Genomic DNA, 17,926 nt, shown 5'->3' with positions numbered 1-17,926 from the left:
CACTGTGCTGCAGCTGTCGTCGCCGACACCGTACGCCCTGGCGACCTCACTGATCGGCTTGGAAGAGTCGATGACCTCTCGGCACAGTTCGTCTTTGAACTCGGTGCTGAAAGATCGACGCGATCTGCTCATGCTTGTAGATCCCTATTCCAAGCGGGTCTAGTGTCCGAATCCCTGGGCCGATCAGATCACGACGCCAGCCACTGGGCTGCGGGGTGGATGACCCTCATCTGCAACCTCGCCGACGTTTTCAACGCGCGGTTCACTTCTGACATAGTGCAGTTTATCTATCGAAACTAACAGCGGTGCAGGCCGAGCGCACGATGACGCGACAGACTCGGCACAATTTTTTTTCACGACAGAGAGGTCCGACCATGAAAAGAGTTCCGGACGAGGTCAGCGGGTCGGCCGGCCCGGCTGTCGAGAACTGGGCGCGCTCGTTCTGGAGCACGAGTTTCGACTCGCCTGATCTACCGCCCCACCACCCCGACTGTCTTGGTTGTGGGCCGCAGAACCCGCACGGCCACGCCCTGTCGGTCCAGCGTGACGAGAACGGCGTGGTGGCTCACCATGTGTTCGATCAACGTCATGTCGGGGCACCCGGGATAGCACACGGAGGCGCGGTGGCGACCGTTCTCGACGATCTGTTCGGCTTCCTGCTCTACACAGTGGGTGAGCTCGCCGTGACGCGGCGTCTCGAGCTCGACTACCTGGCGCCGGTTCTGCTCGGCACTCCATACGTATTGCGTGCTGCCGTTCGGTCTCGTGATGGGCGCAAACTGGATCTCACGGCCACGATGGACGATGCGCAGGGCCGCTCGGTAGCCACCGCTACTGCCCTGTTCGTGGTGGTCGAGGTCGAACACTTCATGCAGTCCCAAGCCCGAGCCCAACTCCGGGCCACGGACACGAATCACACCGAAGAATAGACACCCTGGCCGACCTTCACCGACGTCCATCACCCGCGGTGGCTGTCGTACGGCTGCGTCTACCTGGCGCAAAGACGGCGAGGACGAGTGCCCCAGCGGCGGTCAGCGCCGCCAACGACAGTGTCGCCTGACCACTTCCGTGTACGAATGCGGCTCTGGCGAACTCGGCCAGCGGCTGACCAGCTGGTCCTGCGCGGTCGGCGACCTGTAACGCGGCGGCCAGAGAATCGGCCACCGGACCACGGGCAGGCTCGGGTAGCTGGGGCAGAGCCGGCTGAATGTGCTGAACGTAACCGGCCGCGAGCACGCTACCGGCTACCGCAATCCCAATCGCGGCACCGATTTCGCGAGCTGCGTCGTTGACCGCGGCAGCCACCCCGTGCTTGGCCTCAGGAGTGTCCGAGACGATGGCGAAAGTCGCAGGGGCGGTACACAACCCCAAACCCGCACTCATGATGAGCAAGGGCCACAGCAGGTCAGGGTAAGTCGCCGCGACGGTCAGTCTGCTCACCATCACCAGTCCCGCCGCGATGGTGAGCAGACCTACAGTGGTCATCACCCGCAGCCCAACAATGTTCGACAGCCAGGGTGCAATCACCGAGATCACGATGAGCGGCACGACCATAGGGGTCAACGCCAACGCGGCGGTGAGCGGTCCATAACCGAGAATCAACTGCAGATACTGCACCAACAGCAAGAACACCCCGAAGGTCACCAGAAATTGGATACAGACAGACAGCGCGCCGGCACCGAAACCACGGCGGGCGAACAACCGGACATCGAGTAGGGGTGCCGAGGAACGTAGTTCTACGACGACGAACACCGCAACCGCAAACAAGCCCACCGCAGTGCTGATGGCGACGAGCGAATCCGACCAGCCACGGGCCGGAACCTCGATCACAGCGAAGACGATCGCCCCGACCGCGACAACTACGGTCACCGCGCCCACCCAATCGACCGGTGGATGCTCCTGCTGGCGGGACTCCGCGATACTGCATGCCAACCCGGCCAGAACCGCTCCGGCGACGGTCAACCCGACGAACACCGAGGTCCACGACCACTGCTCGAGCAGCACACCAGCCCCGAGGATGCCCAGGACCGCCCCGGATCCAGCAACCCCGGCCCACACACCTACAGCGCGGCCGCGATGCGCCGGTGGAAATCCCGCGGTCAGTATCGACAGCGTCGAGGGCATGACCAGCGCCGCACCCGCCCCAGCCAACGCGCGAGCAGCGATCAGCCACGCCGGGTCGGCGAGAAACAAGGGCAATGCCGACGCGAAAGCGAACAACGCCAACCCCGCCACGAGCACCCCCCGGCGACCGTACCGGTCACCGATCGCACCGGCAGGCAGAACGAAGCACGCCAAAACCAACGTATAACCGTCGACTATCCAGGTCAGTTGGGCTTGCGTCGCCCCTGTCGCGACCGCGATCTGGGGCAACGCTGAATACAATGCTGCCATTGCGGCCACCACCAACGCGACTGCCATGCACGACACAATCAACATCCACCACTGGGCACCGCTCCATCGAGCGACGCTGGCAGAGTCGGATCTACGTTCGTTCAACGGCCAGCCTCCCAGTTCGAGACTGATCGTCTCGGTTCGAGACTATTAGTATCACAACTCTGCGGGTGTGACAGAATGATCAATCGAGGACATGTCTTGTCAGTCAAATGGAGCGGAGCCCGTTCATGGTCGACCCTCTCGTTGCAACCGAGGGCTCGGCCGACCCCCGGCTGGCGCGCTCACGTAACCGGTTACTCGAAGCGGCCGGTCAGCTGCTGTCCACCGGCGGTGTGGAGGCGGTCACCGTGGAGGCGGTCACCCGCATGTCGAAGGTTGCACGTGCCACTCTGTACCGACATTTCGGAAGTACCACTGACCTGCTCGCTGCAACCTTCGAGCGACTATTACCCCCAGTCGACACCGATATCGATACCGGTCCGCTACGTGAACGTCTGATTTCGTTGCTCACCACCCAAGCCGACCTCATCGACCAAGCTCCGGTGCAGATGACCACGCTGGCCTGGCTGGCAATGGGGCCCGTCAACAGCGGCGACGCCAGCCGGCGCGATCTCGATCCTGGCGCGGTGGTCTCGCTTCGGGCCCGTGTCATAGAGCAATACCGCAGGTCCCTGGATCAGATCCTGACGGCGCCTGACGCTCGCGCTGTGCTCGGCGAGATCGACACCACCTTCGCCCTCATTCAGCTCCTCGGACCGATAGTGTTCGCTCGCCTCACAGGACTGCGCCACATCCACGCCGACGACTGCATCCAAATCGTCGACAACTTTCTCGCCGCCCATGCCGCAAGTGTCCGATCGAGCACTTCGCGCGACAACAGCCGTCCATGGCCGGCCGCGGCGCTAGACCCGCAGCTCACCGACGGCCAGTAAAACTTGATGGGAAATTTCACCATCAATGCGCTATCCAGTCAGGGATCGCAGCGCTCACTGGATAAGGCCGGACGTGTGCTCGAGAACTCGGAGTTGCACTGCAGTGCACTTCTGACATCGTGCAGCCGTCTTCTGAAACTGACAGTCAGTTACTCGATCGATCATTTCGATTCTGCTCCTGATGCCGAATTGAGGTTGACGGGTTTCTGCGCAGCCTGCTCGAAGTGCCGATACAGCGTGCGTCTGCTGACTCCCAGCACTTCTGCGATATCTCCGATTGTTCTGCCCTGGTTGCGCATTCGGGTTGCTTCGCGCTTCTTGGTGACCGTGAGGGCGGGCGGGCGGCCGCCGACCTTCCCTCGTTCGCGGGCTGCGGCGAGACCTGCGTGTGTGCGTTCGCGGAGAAGTTGTCGCTCGAAGCTGGCGAGTGCACCGAAGATGTGGAAGACAAGTTCCCCGCCGGCGGTGGTCGTATCGATCTGTTCGGTGACTGATGCGAACGCCACTCCCCTGGCCTTGAGGTCTGCGATGAGCTCGATGAGATGGGGAAGGTTGCGGCCGAGCCGGTCGAGCCGCCAGACAGTGAGCACGTCACCGGGCAGAAGAATGCCGAGCAGTTCGGTCAGGGCCGGCCGGGTGGTTGTGGACCCGCTCGCAGTGTCGGTGAAGATGCGTTCGCAGCCGAAAGCGCTCAGAGCGTCGCTCTGCAGATCGAGGTTCTGTTCGGCGGTCGAGACCCTGGCGTACCCGTATTTGTGGCCCACAGCGACTCACTGTGCCACAACTCATCGGTCCGCCAGTTCTGACACGCCCAGGTTTAGCGTACGTTTTTGGCACTACTCGGCGACTGGTCGACGACTCGAAGTGTGTCAGTTTCAGAAGACGACTGCACTAGTTCAGAAGACGACTGCACTTACCCACCACACGGGAGCGCCGGTCAGTAGCATTCATCCCGCCGAGCTACGCGTACAACCACCATATAGAACAGCTTCTGTGATCGAAAAGTCCTCGATCTACCAGTGAACATGATTGCCCTCGACACGTCGTGTGTGTTCCCTTGGAGTCTTTGACTTTGACGTAGCTCGTCACCGGTATGTTGAGTGCGCTTGTGCGCCAGACGTTCTATGCGTTCGATTCGAAGTATCCCGATTCACTCTCGACCTACTGCAGTGGGGTTAAATTGGGTGGCGCAGTTCATGTTCGAGTGTGGTCTAGTCGACTGCGTGTCGATGCGGCGTGGCAATGAACCTCGGTTCCGAGCCTGGTGCCCGCTCTGAGTTCGACGACAATGCTGTGTTCGGCGAAATGTTCAGCGTCTTGGTGACGCCGTGTGCCACGTACCCGTGTTGAGAAGATCGCGGTGGTCGGCGGATCGGGAATACCGGGCTTGATACGCGAACACAGGTGTCCAATCCGACCCGTTGCACGGCCGGTGCCGTCGTGGCCGGTGCCGTCGTGGCCGTTAGTCGAGCTCAACAACCGGGTTCGGTTGTTGAGCTGCAGCGCTGGCACATAGACACCTCGGCCTGCTGACCGAGAATCTCGAACGTACATCGGATCTGCTTGGGTCGATCCCTGGTCAGGCTATAGTGGTGTCCGGCGATGGATCTCCGCCGAGACCGCCCCGTAGGGGGTTGTCTGAACCGCCCCAACCCTGGGGCTGATGGCTCCTTTCCCTGAGTGGAAGGAGTCTGTCCATGAACGGCCATCACGACCCGAATCCGACCCTACCGGTCGATCCCGACAGTGCGCCCCCAAGCCCGCTGCATGCGCGAGCGTCCGCGATCGCCGCCGTCGGTGTCGGTGGATTGGTCGGGGCCCCGCTCCGATACCAACTCGGACTGTGGTGTTCCTCTGCCGCGAGTGGCTGGCCGGTGACGACCTTCGCTATCAACATCGTCGGGGCGTTCCTGCTCGGAATGCTGCTGGAGGGATTGGCTCGCCTGGGCCCGGACACAGGGTGGCGGCAGCGGGTCCGGCTGTTGGTGGGCACCGGGATGCTCGGTTCGTTCACTACCTACAGCACACTGGCCGTCGATACCGATCTGTTTCTGCGCAGCCATCAGTGGTGGGCCGCCGGCAGCTACGCGGCCGGCACCGTACTGGTGGGTCTGGTCGCCACCACCGCCGGAATCGCGATCGCCGCGCGACTGCGGACACGGCCCGCGGAGGCAACACAATGACGACACTCTGGATCGCCTGCGCGGGCAGTGCAGGGGCGATCGTCCGTTTTGTGCTCGACGGGGCCATCAGGCACCGCCGGGCGTCGGATTTTCCCTGGGCGACAGCGATCATCAACGTGACCGGATCACTGCTCCTCGGATTCGTCACCGGACTGATCCTTTTCCACGGACTACCCCAGGAACTTCAGCTGATCGTGGGCATCGGTTTCTGCGGCGGGTACACCACCTTCAGCACCGCCAGTTTCGAGACGGTGCGGCTGATCCAACGTCAGAAGTACATCGCTGGCGTGTTGAACGCGGTCGGCACCCTGCTGGTGACTGTCGTCGCCGGCGGTGCCGGTCTCGTCCTGGCTTCCGTATGAGGAGAAAACAATATGAGGAGAAAACAATGACCGAGGACGATCCCAGCCACGCCTCCTGCGACGACCTAGGGGACTGGCGCGCTCCGCTACAGGTGGACGGCCCCGCCGCCTCGGTAGAACCGGTGTGCCACCTGGTCGTGGGGTTCGACCGGCACCCAGCAAGCCACGCTGCCTTGACCTACGCGATGGACCTTGCCGGTCGACTGAACGCGTTCCTGCATGTAGCGCACATCGTCGACACCGATGACCTGCCGATCGACCCGGACAGCGACGACTGGGAACAACGCATCGCCGACGCTGTCGAACAAGAGCGCCGCGAGGCATGCGCGATGCTGGCCGCCATCCCCGGGAACTGGGCGTTCTACTCGAGGCGGGGCAACCCGGCTCGACTGTTGACCACGATCGCCGACGCCAACGACGCCCTGATGATCATCATCGGTACCACCCGCGGCGGGATGATGTCACTGGTGGAGAGGGCCGTCGGCGAATCGGTGTCCGCGACACTCGCCCGCCACGCCCACCGCCCGGTCCTCCTCGTCCCCGCTACCGATAGGCAGCATAGTGACGCAGCCCAAACACGCCGGTGACCCATCCGCCGCACCGGGTTCCCGCCGCGCGCTTCCAGAAAGAAATCCACCGAACCGCCACGACCATCGATGGGGGGCGTGTCGGTTCGTTGTCGCGTTCGGGACGGTCAGCATGCTCGCGGACTTCGTCTACGAAGGTGCCCGCTCGATCACCGGCCCCCTCGCCTCGCGGGGGGCTACCGCCTTCGTCGTCGGGGTGTGGTCACCGCATCCGACGAGGTCGCAGCGCTGATGGTGCGCTCGGTCTCCGGCCCGGTGGCATACACCAAGCCGCCGCTTCTGGGCGTCGACGTTTCCGGTTACGCCCACCCCGTCATCGCCGTGCACTTCCTCTGGATCGCCGGCGCACTGGCGCGTCTGCGTTCTCGTGATCGACGAACGGAGCGGCAAAGCCATCCGTTCCCCAGCCGAAAACCGATCTGCTCTACGACATTCGATTCCCGCGTCGCTCACCGTCGTTCCCGCAATCCAGGTCATCGCAGTGGCCGCCCTACTCGCCACCGGTCGTCGCCGCACCTGGCACCCCACCGTCCATCCCACGCAACCCAACCAAGGAAAGTCACCTATGTTTCCTGCTCGTCCGTGGATTCGGCCGTTTGCCGCCGCTCTGCTCGCATTTGCCGCACTGCTCGCCGCCGGCACTCTCGCCTCCACCACTGCTGTGACAGAGGCGGGTCTGCGGTTCCACGACCGTATCGCCCTTCATCGCGCCGGCTGGGCCACTGCCCTCGCCGAATTTGTCACGGACTGCGCACAACCGGTCGTCGGAATCGTGGTGGCGATCGGTATCGCCGCATGGCTCACGTGGAGAGGCCGACGGGTCGACGCGGCATGGGCCCTGGCAGTGATGGCATCTACCCTCGTCGTGTCGACAATCGCGAAATACAGCATCCGCGAACCCCGTCCCCCGCAACGGTTCTGGCTGATTCCTCCCGACACCGTGTGGTCGTTCCCGTCTGGACATACAGCGGTGGCTGCGGCCATGATCGGGCTTGTGGTCCTGCTCACCGCTCGGGCGCACGTAATTGTCCGGCGGTTGGCCCGCACGACATCAGTGCTGTTCGCGCTCGCCGTCGCTGCCTCCCGGCTGTACCTCGGCGTACATTTCCCGCTCGACGTCGCCGCGAGCATTCTTGCCGCCAGCACTGCGCTCCTCGCACTGTGGACCATGTGGTCGATCCCTCCGGTCCGACACTGGGTCAATGTCCGGCTCGGACCGACCCCTCAGGCAGCCTCACCCGACTGATCGCGGACCCACTCCGACTCCGAGCACTACGTGACGGGAAGGTGAATACAAGTCCGCCGTCGACCGTCCGCGGCTGGTAGCGCAGGTGAGGATCGTTGCCCACAACTCGATACCCTCAGGTTGGTCAGCCGTTGAGAGCGTGCACGCCGACGGGGCCTTCATCTCGCTGAGAGGCGTCAGGTCTAGACGGATGAGCGCCCGGACGTCCGGGCGCGGTCTCGCTGGGAACATGGCCCGACGTTAGCCCCAGCACCTGCGTGGAAGGTCAAGGATTTGACCTTCCACCCGACTCGAAGGTTTATCCTCGTGCGCATGTCCGCTCTGCGCATTTCACAGCTGTCATCGGCGACCGGCGTCCCGGCGACCACGCTACGGTTCTACGAAAGCGAGGGCCTGCTCCCGGCGGACCGTTCGGCGAACGGTTACCGCGTTTACGACGACCGCGCTCGGCAACGCTTGGCGTTCATCACCGCCGCCAAGAGCCTGAACCTGTCGCTGCCGGAGATCAAACTTCTCCTTCGTGTCTGGGAGAAAGACTCCTGCGCAGCAGTCAAAGCCGAACTCGGCCCCGCCATCGAGTCCCACATCGCGCACGCCAACGAATCGATCGCTCAATTGACCGCTCTGCGTGAGAGTTTGACCGACGCGCTGGCCCGGCTCGGGGACACACCCGACGCGCCGACGCCATGCAATCCGGACTGCACCTGGCTGATCTCAGCGAACACCGCGGTGGGCACCGCATGAACATATCGAGCACCACCTCGGTGGTGGCGTGGCTGGAGAAGTTCCAGATCCCGCTCTACCTGCTGGCCCTGCTCATCGGTGGCGGTGTCGGTTTGGGTGCGCCGTCGTCGGCGCATGCGTTCGAGATTGCTATCAATCCGGTACTGATCGTGTTGCTCTACGCTACGTTCCTCGCGGTTCCGTTCTCCGCCATCGGCGCATCGCTGCGCGACGGCACATTCTTGCTCAGCGTCGTAGTACTGAATTTCGTGCTCGTTCCAATCGTCGTATTCGCTCTGACCCGGTTCGTTGCTGCTGATCAGGCGGTACTCGTCGGTGTGCTGTTGGTGTTGTTGGCTCCCTGCATCGACTACGTCATCGTCTTCAGTGGGTTGGCCGGTGCAGCGTCGGAACGGCTCCTCGCGAGCGCGCCGCTGTTGATGTTGTTGCAGATCGCGTTCCTGCCGCTCTACCTGTGGTTGTTCGTCGGGTCCGAGCTGGTGGAGATCATCGACATTGCACCGTTCGTCGAAGCGTTCGTGCTGTTGATCGTTGTTCCTCTGGTGTTGGCGGCCCTGACGCAAGCACTTGCGCGTCGTCGGCGTATCGGCACCCAGATCATGGATGTGATGGCCGCGGCGATGGTGCCGGTCATGATGGCCACTCTTGCCGTCGTCGTGGCGTCGCAGATCGACGCAGTCCGCTCCGAAGGCTCCCAGCTGTTTGCCGCGGTGCCGATCTTCGTCGCGTTCCTGGTCATCATGGCGGTTGTCGGATGGGCGACGGCCAGAGTGACCCGCCTGGACGTCCCGGACGCTCGGGCCTTGATCTTCTCCGGTGCCACCCGAAATTCGTTGGTCGTTCTGCCGCTGGCGCTCGCGCTGCCACCAGCACTGTCTCTTGCTGCCGTGGTCGTGGTGACGCAGACACTGGTGGAGCTGATCGGAATGGTCGCCTACGTCCGACTCATCCCCTGCCTTGTCCCAGCTCACGCTGCGAGAGCACCGGTGAAGTTCGAAACAACTCGCACGAACCAAGGCAATCCTGGGTGACGAGAACTGGATAAAAGCAGGTGGCGTCAGTGAGGGTGAACGAACCACGGGATCCAGTGCCGCGACCCCGTTCCACTTCCCGCGAGCATTGAGCATCGAATGGGGACTTTTCCGGCAAACGCGCCTGTGGGCTCCGCGCCCGCTACGACTGCAGTCTCTACGCTGGCACCGTGCCCCTGCCGACCCATGTGACCGACCTGATCAGCTACGAATTATTGCTGTCCGTCGCCGAGCTGGGAAGCATCGGACGCGCAGGGGAGGCGCATGACATGTCGCAGCCAGCGGCGAGCGCACGCCTGAAAGCACTCGAAAGCCGCATCGGGGTAGCACTCCTGCATCGCGGGCAGCGAGGTGCCACCCTCACCGCAACCGGCGAACTGGTCGCCGGCTGGGCCGAGCGCGTCATCGCCGAAGCCGCCGAGCTCGCCACGAGCATCGCAATGCTGCGCACCGACCGCCACAGCCACATTCGTATCGCCGCAAGCCTCACCATCGCCGAATACCTCATACCGCGATGGCTCATCACACTGCGCTCCCACGACACTTCCATCACACCGACTCTCACCTCCGGAAACTCTGTCGACGTAGCCGCATCGGTGCTCGACGGCCGCGCCGACATCGGATTCGTCGAAAGCCCCGATCTGCCCAGCGGACTCCACTCGAAGGACGTTGCCCGCGACGAACTCGTCGTCGTCGTCGCCCCCGATCATCAATGGGCTCGACGAACGATCACGGCGAGCGAACTGGCCGCGACACCGCTGGTCACCCGCGAACCCGGGTCCGGCACACGTCTCGCGCTCGAACGTGCGCTCCGGACTGCGGGCCCACTCGCCGCGCCACTGCTCGAGGTGTCCTCCACCACTGCCATCAAAGCTGCCGTCATCGGCGGCCTCGCACCGGCCGTACTCAGCTCCCTCGCGGTATCCGCCGAGATCGCCGCCGGAACGCTGGCCCGCGTTCACACAGAGGGGCTCGACCTGCGCCGGTTCCTGCGTGCCGTGTGGCCCGCGGGCCGTGAACTGCGAGGACCGTCGAGCGACCTGCTCGTCGTCGCCCTCAAATCCCCGCAGTCATAACCTGAGGTTGGGACCGGCCAGGTAATCGGTGTCTACCGGTGACGACTGTGTGCGAGGACGCTGGAAGTCATGACCACGACAGCTCTGCACCGCTCCTCCATCACGTCTCGGCGCGGCGACGATACCGAGCGGCCGCGCAAGTGGCCGGTGCTCTCCGACCTCGACCACCCGAGCCAGATCTTCGAACACATCACCCCCAACTGGTTCGCCTCGGTCATGGGCACCGGTATCGTCGCCAACGCCGCCGCCACCCTGCCCGCCCACATCCCCGGACTGCACGTGTTCGCAACGATCGTGTGGATCGCAGCGTCGGTCGCCTTGATCACACTCTCCGGTGCCTTCGCAGTGCACTGGATCCGACACCGGCAGTATGCGCGTGAGCACGCCGCGCATCCGGTGATGGTGCAGTTCTACGGCGCACCCCCCATGGCGCTGCTGACCGTCGGTGCCGGGACGATGCTGCTGGGCAAAGACGTCATCGGAGCGGCGCCCGCAACCGTGATTTTTGCCGTCCTGTGGACCGCTGGCACAGCCCTCGGGCTGATCACCAGCATTCTCGTGCCCTACCTGATGATCACCGCCCACGATCACCAGACCGCCGTCGCACTCCCGGCGTGGTTGATGCCCGTCGTACCGCCGATGGTGTCCGCCTCCACCGGTGCGCTGCTGCTCCCTCATATCGCGGATGGGCAATGGCGCCTGGCCATGCTGTCCGGTTGCTACGCGATGTTCGGGCTGTCACTGATCATCGGAATGCTGACCATGACGCTCATCTACGGACGGCTCGTCCACGGCGGAATCCCGCCGGTCCAGGCAGCACCGACGGTGTGGATCACCCTCGGCATGATCGGTCAATCGATCACCGCCGCGAACCTGCTCGGCAACGATGCACCCTTGGTGTTCACCGGCGAGACCGCCTCCGTCGCAACCGGCCTGCACGTGTTCGGCATTCTGTACGGACTGACGATGGGCGGCTTCGGCGTCTTGATGTTCACCCTCGCAACCGCCCTCACCATCCATGCCGCCCAGAAGGGACTGACATTCTCACTGACCTGGTGGTCGTTCACCTTCCCCATCGGCACCTGCGTCACCGGTGCCACTGCCCTCGGCGGCGCTCTGGGGTCGGCCGCGGTCGAGGCCCTTGCAATCGGACTGTATGCGGCCTTGCTCGCAGCCTGGGGCACAGTCGCCGCCCACACTCTCCGCGGCAGCGTGCAAGGAAAACTTTTTCAACCCAGCTGAACCGACCGCCGGGTAGTACCCACTCGGAACGCTGATACCGAACGAACAGCGTTGATCCAATCGACCACTGACCCCGGAAAGGACTCACGATCACGATGAACACACCGAATGCAGACACACCGACTTCCGATACCCCGAGACGGGGCAGCCGCGGACGCGTCTGGGCACGAGTCACCGAAAATTATCTGACCTGGCTGTTGCTGATGGCGGGAACAGCTGCTGCGGGGGCCTTTCTCACGGCCCTCGCCGGCGGGTTCGAGGGCTGGACCGTCGTCGCAGCGATCGTGACAGTGGTGCTGTTCGCGGGATGTTGGTTCTCATATCGAGACGGTGCACGCCGGGGTGCCGCCGAACCACACATCATCCAGTACCACCCCGACAGCCCGGACGAGGTGATCGACATCGACACCGACACCGGCGAACGCCAGCCCCACCAGGACTGACCGGTCGGAGGCAGCAGCAGCACGATCCGCCCTACCTCAGCACAGTGCGGGGTTCAGGTGCCTTCTCCAGGTGCGTTGCGACCGACAGTGCTGCGTTGATCAACCGCTGGCGAGCAGCCGCCGGTGCGTGTGCGTTGCGAGCCGAGGGGTGCGGTGCCGCTATCACCGGGAGGAGGCGGGTGGGAGCAGATGCAGTGATGACGCGCATGTAGCCATCGAGAGCCTTCGCACCAAGAACGAAAACCACCTCCAGTTTCGGCAGCAAGGCCATAAGCTCGCCGACATATGGGCCCGCCTCACCGAGAACGGATGCCGTCGGCGATACCGGATGACCGGCGTCATCGAGCACTGCCCACGGCACAATATTCCACTTGACGCACTGCACCCGGTCGATACCCGCGTCGGCGAACACCGATTTCAGCACGGGGTTCGTTCGATCTGGATTGTCGAACGAACACATGTTGGTCCCGCCCGGACGTATCGTTTTCGGCCCCGGAGACTCCAACAGCACCAGACAGCGAGCCGCGTCGCCGCCGTCGTCGGGATCGAACAGTGGAATGGACCGTGCAGTGTCGATCCTCCATCGCAACACCGACGCATTGAGTGAGCGGACCGGGGCATCGTGCGCTCGGGCGTGCTTTCCGGACCACACGTCATCATCTGTCATACGCCGCACTCACTGCTGACCCACGCCACACGTACTGCTGGCCATGGGGAAACGCACCGTGAGCCGTAGACGCCAGCTCTCGGTGGCTCGCCTCGACGACCACTGCTGAGCGTTTGACGACTCCGCTGCCTGAACACACCTATGAGATAACCACGACAGGCCGTGTGGTGCCTATTGCACCCGTCTTCTCATCGACTTCGATTCCAGATCAGGTCGGATACCCCCTAGGGTACTTACATACCCCCCTTGGTATATGCCACAGTGGGTACCGAACCGACCGAAAGTATGCACGACTTTTCTGGAATGAGTCCGGAAAACGAGCGACGGACCGATGCGGTGCGGCGAACGCAGAGCCAGCGCGTTCGGACTCGGATGTCGATCCGGGGTACGTCGTCAGCGTCCCGATCTCACTCGACCGCGGTCCAGCCGTTCGGGCGGCCACGCGACCGACACGCTGTCCGAGGCACCGCATCGAAACCTGCCCGTGTCCGTGACGACTCGGTCTCAGCGAGAGGCCCGCGCGATCGTGTTGCCCGCCGGATCGTCGATCACGATCGAGTGGATGTCCTCGACAGAAAGGGACGTTGCGCCGGTCACCGCTGCTGCTCGGCTCGCGGTGACCGACCATTGAGCTGCTTGTTGTCGAGTCCCGTCGTTGCCGACCACTTGCAGAGTGAGGATGCCTGCGCCGGGGAGTTGTTGAACGTCGACGTCGATCGATGTGCCCCAGGCTTTCGTGGTGAGCTCGAGGTCACCTGTGGCCCCGACGGTGCTCGACAGAACGAGCGGGCGGGCACCCGCATCGTTCACCGTTGTCGAATCGTCGGAGCGGGCGAGGGTACTGAGCGGGACGATCGCCGCAGCGACTCCCAGAACGAGGGTCGCCGACACCGCAGTCCACACTCGCCGCCGCCTCTTCTCGGAGGTCCGTTGATGCCTCATCGCGCTCAGCAGGTGGTCGAGTCGCTGGTCTGCACCGGCCGTCGAGTGCACCGGTGAGAGATCTGCTGGCTGCCTGCGACGTCGAAGCACTCCTGCGACGGGTGCCAGGACGTCGATTTCGGTTCGGCAGGCAAGGCAGTCGTCGAGGTGTCGTCGTACCGCTGCTCGGTCGTCGCGCTCGAGTCCGTCGAGTACGTACGCCCCGAGCAGTGGTCGGATCTCGTCGTGCGCTGAGCTCATGGAATCAATCCCAACTCGTCGAAGATCCGGCGTAGGGCACGCACAGCGTAATAGGAGCGGGACTTGACCGTGCCGACCGCGATATCGAGGTGCGCGGCCACTTCGGAGACGGTTCGACCCTCGTAGTAGATGAGCACGATGACTGCTCGATGCTCCTCGGACAACCGACGCAGCGACTCGTCTATGAGCCACCCGTCGAGGACCCCGCCCAATTCGTCGTCGATGCACTCGGCGGCGAGTGCGATCTGATCGTGGACGAGAGTCGGCCTGCTCGTGCTCGCCCGCCACTGATCGGTGAGTACGTTTCGCGCGATGGTCATGAGATAGGACCGCGTCGATGCTGCCGTCACATCGATGCGGTCGATCCCGCGCCACGCGCGCAACATCGTCTCCTGGACGATGTCCTCACACTGCTCGCGGGTCTGGGTGTAGCGGCTGACGAATCGAGTCACTGCGTGCTGGTGCTCGCGGAAGAGCGCCGACATGGCGACTTCGGACGCATCGACGAGCTGGTGGTTGTGCTGTGAGCCGGATTCGACACCGTCCACCTAACTGCCCGAGCCGGAAGCGGCATCGGTGAAACCGGTCGTGGCGGCGGCGACCATGTCGAGAACAGGATTGGTCGGCGAGATCGAATGCCGAGCGGCGAGTACACGGATATCGGGGTGAGCCACGTGAACGATCCCTTCGGCATCCTGCCACGCCACGTATCGGGCGGGGAGGTCGATCCCCATGGTCTGCTGCGCTCCGACCAGCGCAGTCGAGACCGCAGGATTACCGACGTAGGTGACCATGGTGGGCCTCAGAGGTGTCTCGGCAGCGGCGGACGCGAGATCGACGGTTGCGACTGTGGGCTGATTCTTGGCCGCGAACGCTGCCTCGTATCGGGCAATGGACGCTGCAACCGATGCATCACTGGTCTTCTCGACCAGGTATCCCGGCGCTGCGGACACATCGGTGCCCTCTGCGGCGGCCGCCGAGGATCCCGTCGCATCGGACGCGGTCGATGCCGAGCCGGCCCGGAGTCCGTCGAGGGCGTCGGACGAGACCGGGATGCCTGCGAGCGTCGCGATGTACTCGGCGGAGTTGTATGCCAGAAACACCGTTCCGTTGGCGGCCTGCCAGACCAGGTACTTCTGTGGAAGGTCGATCGCGGCCCGTTGGTCCGCGGCGATCAACGGCGACGCCGCTTTCGGATTCCCCCCGATCACCACGGTGGTCGGGCGGATCGTCTCACCTGCTCCCTGTGCCAACTTCTCGAAATCCACAGTGGCTGCCACAGCTCCCGCCGTCTCCAGCGCGCGCTGTACCCGAGAGACCGTGTCACTCACAGAGTAGTTACTGGCGTACACCACCAGTCCGGGTTCGGACGGTGCCACATCGGGTGTCGCAGCCTTCGCGTCCGCCGACGTGGACACCGGAGTGCTCGACACCGCCACCGAACCGGTGGGTTCGGTGGAACCGCACCCGGCGAGGGCGATCACCGCCGCCGACGCGAGCAGCGACGTTGCCATACGGAACCTTGAAGTGCTCATCACGTGTCCTGTCCTCGTGCCCACGCCAGCGGTGGGCTTCACTGTGGTGTACGCACACCGAGCCTGAGGGGTTCACCCGAACCGAAGTTCCCTCCGGCGATTGCTCCCGGAATGTCGGTGCACCGGAGGGCGACACAGTCGAGTTCACGCAAGCGGAGATCTGATCGATCGGTTCACCCCGGTCTCGTCGAGCGTCTCCACGCCACAGAAGCGGCCTGAACGGGTGCAGGGACCATCTTCGCGGCACGAACGGCCGACCTCACGGCGGCACTTCTGCCTCGACGAATTCGAGAAGCCGCTTCAACAGTGAATCCGCACGCTCTTCGACGTCGTCGAGCGTCGAATCGACGCCACCGAGTAGCTGGTGTGCGTCTCGGCGTGCCCGAGTCCCGTGTTCGTAGTAGCCGGGGTCGAGTAGCGAAGCCGAGGCGGGCTTGGGTACGAGATCTGTGCTCGGCTGCCGTGCCTGCACCGAATGGTGTCGGTGCACAGGTGCTCGTCCGTCCAGGTGCGCTCGAACGATGTCGGCGACCGCATGGGCGGTAAGTGCAGTCGCAGTCAGCGGGGTGTGACCCCACCGGTCGATTGCGGTCGACAGCGGCTGTCGACCGGCCGGATCGACGTACCGGTCGAATCCGCTGAGCCCGGTACCGCCCACGGCATCGAGAGCGTCGGCGAGCATTCGAGTGTTCGGGTACCGCGTGTGATGGCCCAGCACCTCCAACCAGCGCTGGAACACCGTCCGCGGCGAGATACCCGTCTCCATCAGTGCGAGAGGAGTGACGGTGCGAACGCCGCGGCCTGTGTCGATACGAAGGGCATCGATCCTCGGATCGGCGGTGACGTCGCAGGGCCGCAGGGCCGCGATCTGGGTGTACGGCAGACCGGTCGAGGCAAAGACCAGGACGAGGGCGTCTCGCCGCGCGAACAGTTCGGACGGCCAACCGGATTCGGGGAGGCGCGCGATGACGCCGCCGATCACGGCTGCCAGCTCGTGCAGGCGCGCCGTACGCGCCACGTCCAGCGCAGCCCGGACGACCTCCGCACGGCCCGGCTGGGGTAACAGGTGCCGGGAATGGGCGGCGTCGATCACCGCGATCCGGCGGCGCTGGGTCGTGGACGCCGCGGGGTGCGCCGAGAGGAACCGAGCAAGTGAATCCGGGGAGGCCGCCAGTGGTGTTTCGTCATGGGCGGTGCACCAGTCCTCGAACAGTGACCACGTGTGCCGATCCCGCTTCGGCACCGCCACGTTCGTGATATCCGCTGGTCGAATCGAACCGGTGCAGTCGTCGTGGTCAGCATCTACCCCGGTCGCCCTATCGGCGTTCACGGGTGAAGTCACACGCCCGGTCATAGACCGAGTTCGGTGACCGCGTTGCCGACCAGAGGGGCGTGCTCGCGGGCATATGTCTCGACCATTGCGGGTGTGGTGTGCCCGGTCTGGCGCATGATCGCATGTGCATCGGCACCGTTACGGAAGGCTTGGGTGACGAATCCTGCCCGCAGGGAATGGCCGCCGAGCTGCATGACAGTCTCGGGGTCGTACCCGGCGTGAGCTGCGCGGCGGCGGATCGCCGCATGGACCGCTGCCCCGGACAACACAGTGTCGGAGAGGTTGCCGTTCTTGCGGACAGACCGGAACAGCGGCGACCGTTTCTCGGCGGTCGGCAGGGTGCCGCGGCAGAGATGGGAGTCGAATTGTGCTGCGCGAGAAAGCAGTCGAATGACGGCGGCTCTGCCCCCGGTGTCGAACGCGGCGACGATCTGCAGCCATCGCACCCACGCGCAGACCGGGCAGGATTCGTGGCAGTCGGTGAACGGAAGCGCTTTCACCGTTCCGATGCCGGTTCCGTCCTGGTCGGTCTTCGATCTTCGGATCCGTACGTGCGCACCGTCGAGACGGTCGCGGCGCACATCGCGGCATTCCAGCGCTACGAGTTCGCTGCGTCGAAATGCGCCGGTGTATCCCATCAGCAGCAGCGCGGTGTCGCGGCGTTCGAGCACCTCCGACGCCCACCCCGCTGTAGTGCGTCGGGCGTGGTCGACGATCGTGGTGATGTCGGAGGTCAGCAGCGGTGCGCGCGGGTTGCGGGGCCGCTCCCCCGCCGACGCGTAGTCCCGCCGGATACCGGCGAGGGTGGCGCGCACCATCTCGTGCCCGCACGGGTTGTCGTGTCCGGTAGCGCGGTGGCGGTCGGCGATCGCCGCAATCCACTTGCCGAACGTCGCGGCCGCGTACGCCCGCGTCCCGTCGACGGTGAGCGTGTCGGCCGCGGCGACGAGGTAGGCCGCCACTGTC

19 protein-coding genes and 1 pseudogene are annotated in these 17,926 nt (G+C 64.3%); 11 read left to right on the top strand and 9 right to left on the bottom strand.

Annotation, left to right across the window (positions count from 1 at the left end):
* Nucleotides 1-12 precede the first annotated feature (12 nt).
* Nucleotides 13-132: pseudogene (locus tag QM588_RS25220) on the bottom strand (transposase); the annotation flags it as partial.
* 242 nt (nucleotides 133-374) lie between these two features.
* Between QM588_RS25220 and QM588_RS25215 the strand changes: the two are divergent.
* Nucleotides 375-929 carry a PaaI family thioesterase gene (locus QM588_RS25215; RefSeq protein WP_032364186.1) on the top strand — a complete coding sequence of 185 codons (555 nt, stop codon included), beginning with the start codon at nucleotides 375-377 and terminating at the stop codon, nucleotides 927-929.
* Between the two features lie 16 nt (nucleotides 930-945).
* On the opposite strand, the gene QM588_RS25210 is transcribed toward QM588_RS25215, so the two are convergent.
* Nucleotides 946-2,421 carry an MFS transporter gene (locus tag QM588_RS25210; protein ID WP_371128951.1) on the bottom strand — a complete coding sequence of 492 codons (1,476 nt, stop codon included), beginning with the start codon at nucleotides 2,419-2,421 and terminating at the stop codon, nucleotides 946-948.
* 203 nt (nucleotides 2,422-2,624) lie between these two features.
* Between QM588_RS25210 and QM588_RS25205 the strand changes: the two genes are divergently transcribed.
* A complete protein-coding gene (locus QM588_RS25205) occupies nucleotides 2,625-3,329 on the top strand; it encodes a TetR/AcrR family transcriptional regulator (protein WP_032364248.1) in 705 nt (234 codons plus the stop codon).
* A gap of 161 nt (nucleotides 3,330-3,490) precedes the next feature.
* On the opposite strand, the gene QM588_RS25200 is transcribed toward QM588_RS25205, so the two are convergent.
* Entirely contained in the window at nucleotides 3,491-4,093 is a 603-nt protein-coding gene (locus QM588_RS25200; protein ID WP_048320406.1) for a recombinase family protein, read from the bottom strand.
* Between the two features lie 933 nt (nucleotides 4,094-5,026).
* Here QM588_RS25200 and QM588_RS25195 point away from each other — a divergent pair.
* The 9 genes from QM588_RS25195 (at nucleotide 5,027) to QM588_RS25155 (ending at nucleotide 12,243) form a co-directional block, all read left to right on the top strand.
* A complete protein-coding gene (locus QM588_RS25195; RefSeq protein ID WP_027494245.1) occupies nucleotides 5,027-5,512 on the top strand; it encodes a fluoride efflux transporter FluC in 486 nt (161 codons plus the stop codon).
* The gene (gene crcB, locus QM588_RS25190; protein WP_027494244.1) at nucleotides 5,509-5,874 is read left to right on the top strand and encodes a fluoride efflux transporter CrcB; all 366 of its coding nucleotides are present in this window, start codon (nucleotides 5,509-5,511) and stop codon (nucleotides 5,872-5,874) included. The genes QM588_RS25195 and crcB overlap by 4 nt, the downstream gene beginning before the upstream one ends.
* Before the next feature lie 26 nt (nucleotides 5,875-5,900).
* Nucleotides 5,901-6,461 (top strand): universal stress protein, encoded by a 561-nt coding sequence (locus QM588_RS25185; protein WP_027494243.1) that lies wholly within the window; start codon nucleotides 5,901-5,903, stop codon nucleotides 6,459-6,461.
* A 367-nt stretch (nucleotides 6,462-6,828) separates the two neighbouring features.
* Nucleotides 6,829-7,707 (top strand): phosphatase PAP2 family protein, encoded by an 879-nt coding sequence (locus QM588_RS25180; protein WP_051364869.1) that lies wholly within the window; start codon nucleotides 6,829-6,831, stop codon nucleotides 7,705-7,707.
* A 312-nt stretch (nucleotides 7,708-8,019) separates the two neighbouring features.
* Nucleotides 8,020-8,451 carry a MerR family transcriptional regulator gene (locus QM588_RS25175; protein WP_027494242.1) on the top strand — a complete coding sequence of 144 codons (432 nt, stop codon included), beginning with the start codon at nucleotides 8,020-8,022 and terminating at the stop codon, nucleotides 8,449-8,451.
* Nucleotides 8,448-9,482: an arsenic resistance protein gene (locus QM588_RS25170; RefSeq protein ID WP_051364866.1), complete on the top strand. Its 1,035-nt coding sequence runs from the start codon at nucleotides 8,448-8,450 to the stop codon at nucleotides 9,480-9,482. The genes QM588_RS25175 and QM588_RS25170 overlap by 4 nt, the downstream gene beginning before the upstream one ends.
* A 170-nt stretch (nucleotides 9,483-9,652) precedes the next feature.
* Entirely contained in the window at nucleotides 9,653-10,558 is a 906-nt protein-coding gene (locus QM588_RS25165; RefSeq protein ID WP_230074817.1) for a LysR family transcriptional regulator, read from the top strand.
* A 69-nt stretch (nucleotides 10,559-10,627) separates the two neighbouring features.
* Complete coding sequence (locus tag QM588_RS25160) at nucleotides 10,628-11,800, top strand: TDT family transporter (protein WP_080729195.1); 1,173 nt, start codon at nucleotides 10,628-10,630, stop codon at nucleotides 11,798-11,800.
* A gap of 95 nt (nucleotides 11,801-11,895) precedes the next feature.
* Nucleotides 11,896-12,243, top strand: a complete 348-nt coding sequence (locus QM588_RS25155) for a hypothetical protein (RefSeq protein WP_051364864.1) — start codon at nucleotides 11,896-11,898, stop codon at nucleotides 12,241-12,243.
* Between the two features lie 31 nt (nucleotides 12,244-12,274).
* Here the strand turns inward: QM588_RS25155 and QM588_RS25150 are convergent, their stop codons facing one another.
* The 6 genes from QM588_RS25150 to QM588_RS25125 form a co-directional block, all read right to left on the bottom strand.
* Nucleotides 12,275-12,910: a uracil-DNA glycosylase gene (locus QM588_RS25150; protein ID WP_051364861.1), complete on the bottom strand. Its 636-nt coding sequence runs from the start codon at nucleotides 12,908-12,910 to the stop codon at nucleotides 12,275-12,277.
* A gap of 504 nt (nucleotides 12,911-13,414) precedes the next feature.
* Nucleotides 13,415-14,092, bottom strand: a complete 678-nt coding sequence (locus QM588_RS25145; protein WP_027494239.1) for a zf-HC2 domain-containing protein — start codon at nucleotides 14,090-14,092, stop codon at nucleotides 13,415-13,417.
* The gene (locus QM588_RS25140; RefSeq protein WP_027494238.1) at nucleotides 14,089-14,640 is read right to left on the bottom strand and encodes a sigma-70 family RNA polymerase sigma factor; all 552 of its coding nucleotides are present in this window, start codon (nucleotides 14,638-14,640) and stop codon (nucleotides 14,089-14,091) included. Before QM588_RS25140 ends, QM588_RS25145 begins: the two co-directional genes overlap by 4 nt.
* Entirely contained in the window at nucleotides 14,641-15,627 is a 987-nt protein-coding gene (locus QM588_RS25135) for a DUF302 domain-containing protein (protein ID WP_080729192.1), read from the bottom strand.
* Between the two features lie 259 nt (nucleotides 15,628-15,886).
* Nucleotides 15,887-16,870: a recombinase gene (locus QM588_RS25130; RefSeq protein ID WP_230074816.1), complete on the bottom strand. Its 984-nt coding sequence runs from the start codon at nucleotides 16,868-16,870 to the stop codon at nucleotides 15,887-15,889.
* Nucleotides 16,871-16,977: 107 nt separating this feature from the next.
* Nucleotides 16,978-17,926, bottom strand: a 949-nt coding sequence (locus tag QM588_RS25125) for a site-specific integrase (protein ID WP_283317353.1), incomplete at its 5' end; no start/stop codon positions are given.

Origin of the sequence: Rhodococcus sp. IEGM 1354 (assembly GCF_030056855.1) — a bacterium.
Classification (GTDB): Bacteria; Actinomycetota; Actinomycetes; order Mycobacteriales; family Mycobacteriaceae; genus Rhodococcoides.
Note: the sequence above shows the minus strand (reverse complement) of the source record. Positions and strands in the feature narration are given on the sequence as shown.

Bases quoted from the DNA above. Each gene is read 5' to 3' on its own strand.
- QM588_RS25215 (WP_032364186.1), top strand. From the start codon at position 375: ATGAAAAGAGTTCCGGACGAGGTCAGCGGGTCGGCCGGCCCGGCTGTC.
- QM588_RS25210 (WP_371128951.1), bottom strand. From the start codon at position 2,421: ATGGCAGTCGCGTTGGTGGTGGCCGCAATGGCAGCATTGTATTCAGCG.
- QM588_RS25205 (WP_032364248.1), top strand. From the start codon at position 2,625: ATGGTCGACCCTCTCGTTGCAACCGAGGGCTCGGCCGACCCCCGGCTG.
- QM588_RS25195 (WP_027494245.1), top strand. From the start codon at position 5,027: ATGAACGGCCATCACGACCCGAATCCGACCCTACCGGTCGATCCCGAC.
- crcB (WP_027494244.1), top strand. From the start codon at position 5,509: ATGACGACACTCTGGATCGCCTGCGCGGGCAGTGCAGGGGCGATCGTC.
- QM588_RS25185 (WP_027494243.1), top strand. From the start codon at position 5,901: ATGACCGAGGACGATCCCAGCCACGCCTCCTGCGACGACCTAGGGGAC.
- QM588_RS25175 (WP_027494242.1), top strand. From the start codon at position 8,020: ATGTCCGCTCTGCGCATTTCACAGCTGTCATCGGCGACCGGCGTCCCG.
- QM588_RS25170 (WP_051364866.1), top strand. From the start codon at position 8,448: ATGAACATATCGAGCACCACCTCGGTGGTGGCGTGGCTGGAGAAGTTC.
- QM588_RS25160 (WP_080729195.1), top strand. From the start codon at position 10,628: ATGACCACGACAGCTCTGCACCGCTCCTCCATCACGTCTCGGCGCGGC.
- QM588_RS25155 (WP_051364864.1), top strand. From the start codon at position 11,896: ATGAACACACCGAATGCAGACACACCGACTTCCGATACCCCGAGACGG.
- QM588_RS25150 (WP_051364861.1), bottom strand. From the start codon at position 12,910: ATGACAGATGATGACGTGTGGTCCGGAAAGCACGCCCGAGCGCACGAT.
- QM588_RS25145 (WP_027494239.1), bottom strand. From the start codon at position 14,092: ATGAGCTCAGCGCACGACGAGATCCGACCACTGCTCGGGGCGTACGTA.
- QM588_RS25135 (WP_080729192.1), bottom strand. From the start codon at position 15,627: ATGAGCACTTCAAGGTTCCGTATGGCAACGTCGCTGCTCGCGTCGGCG.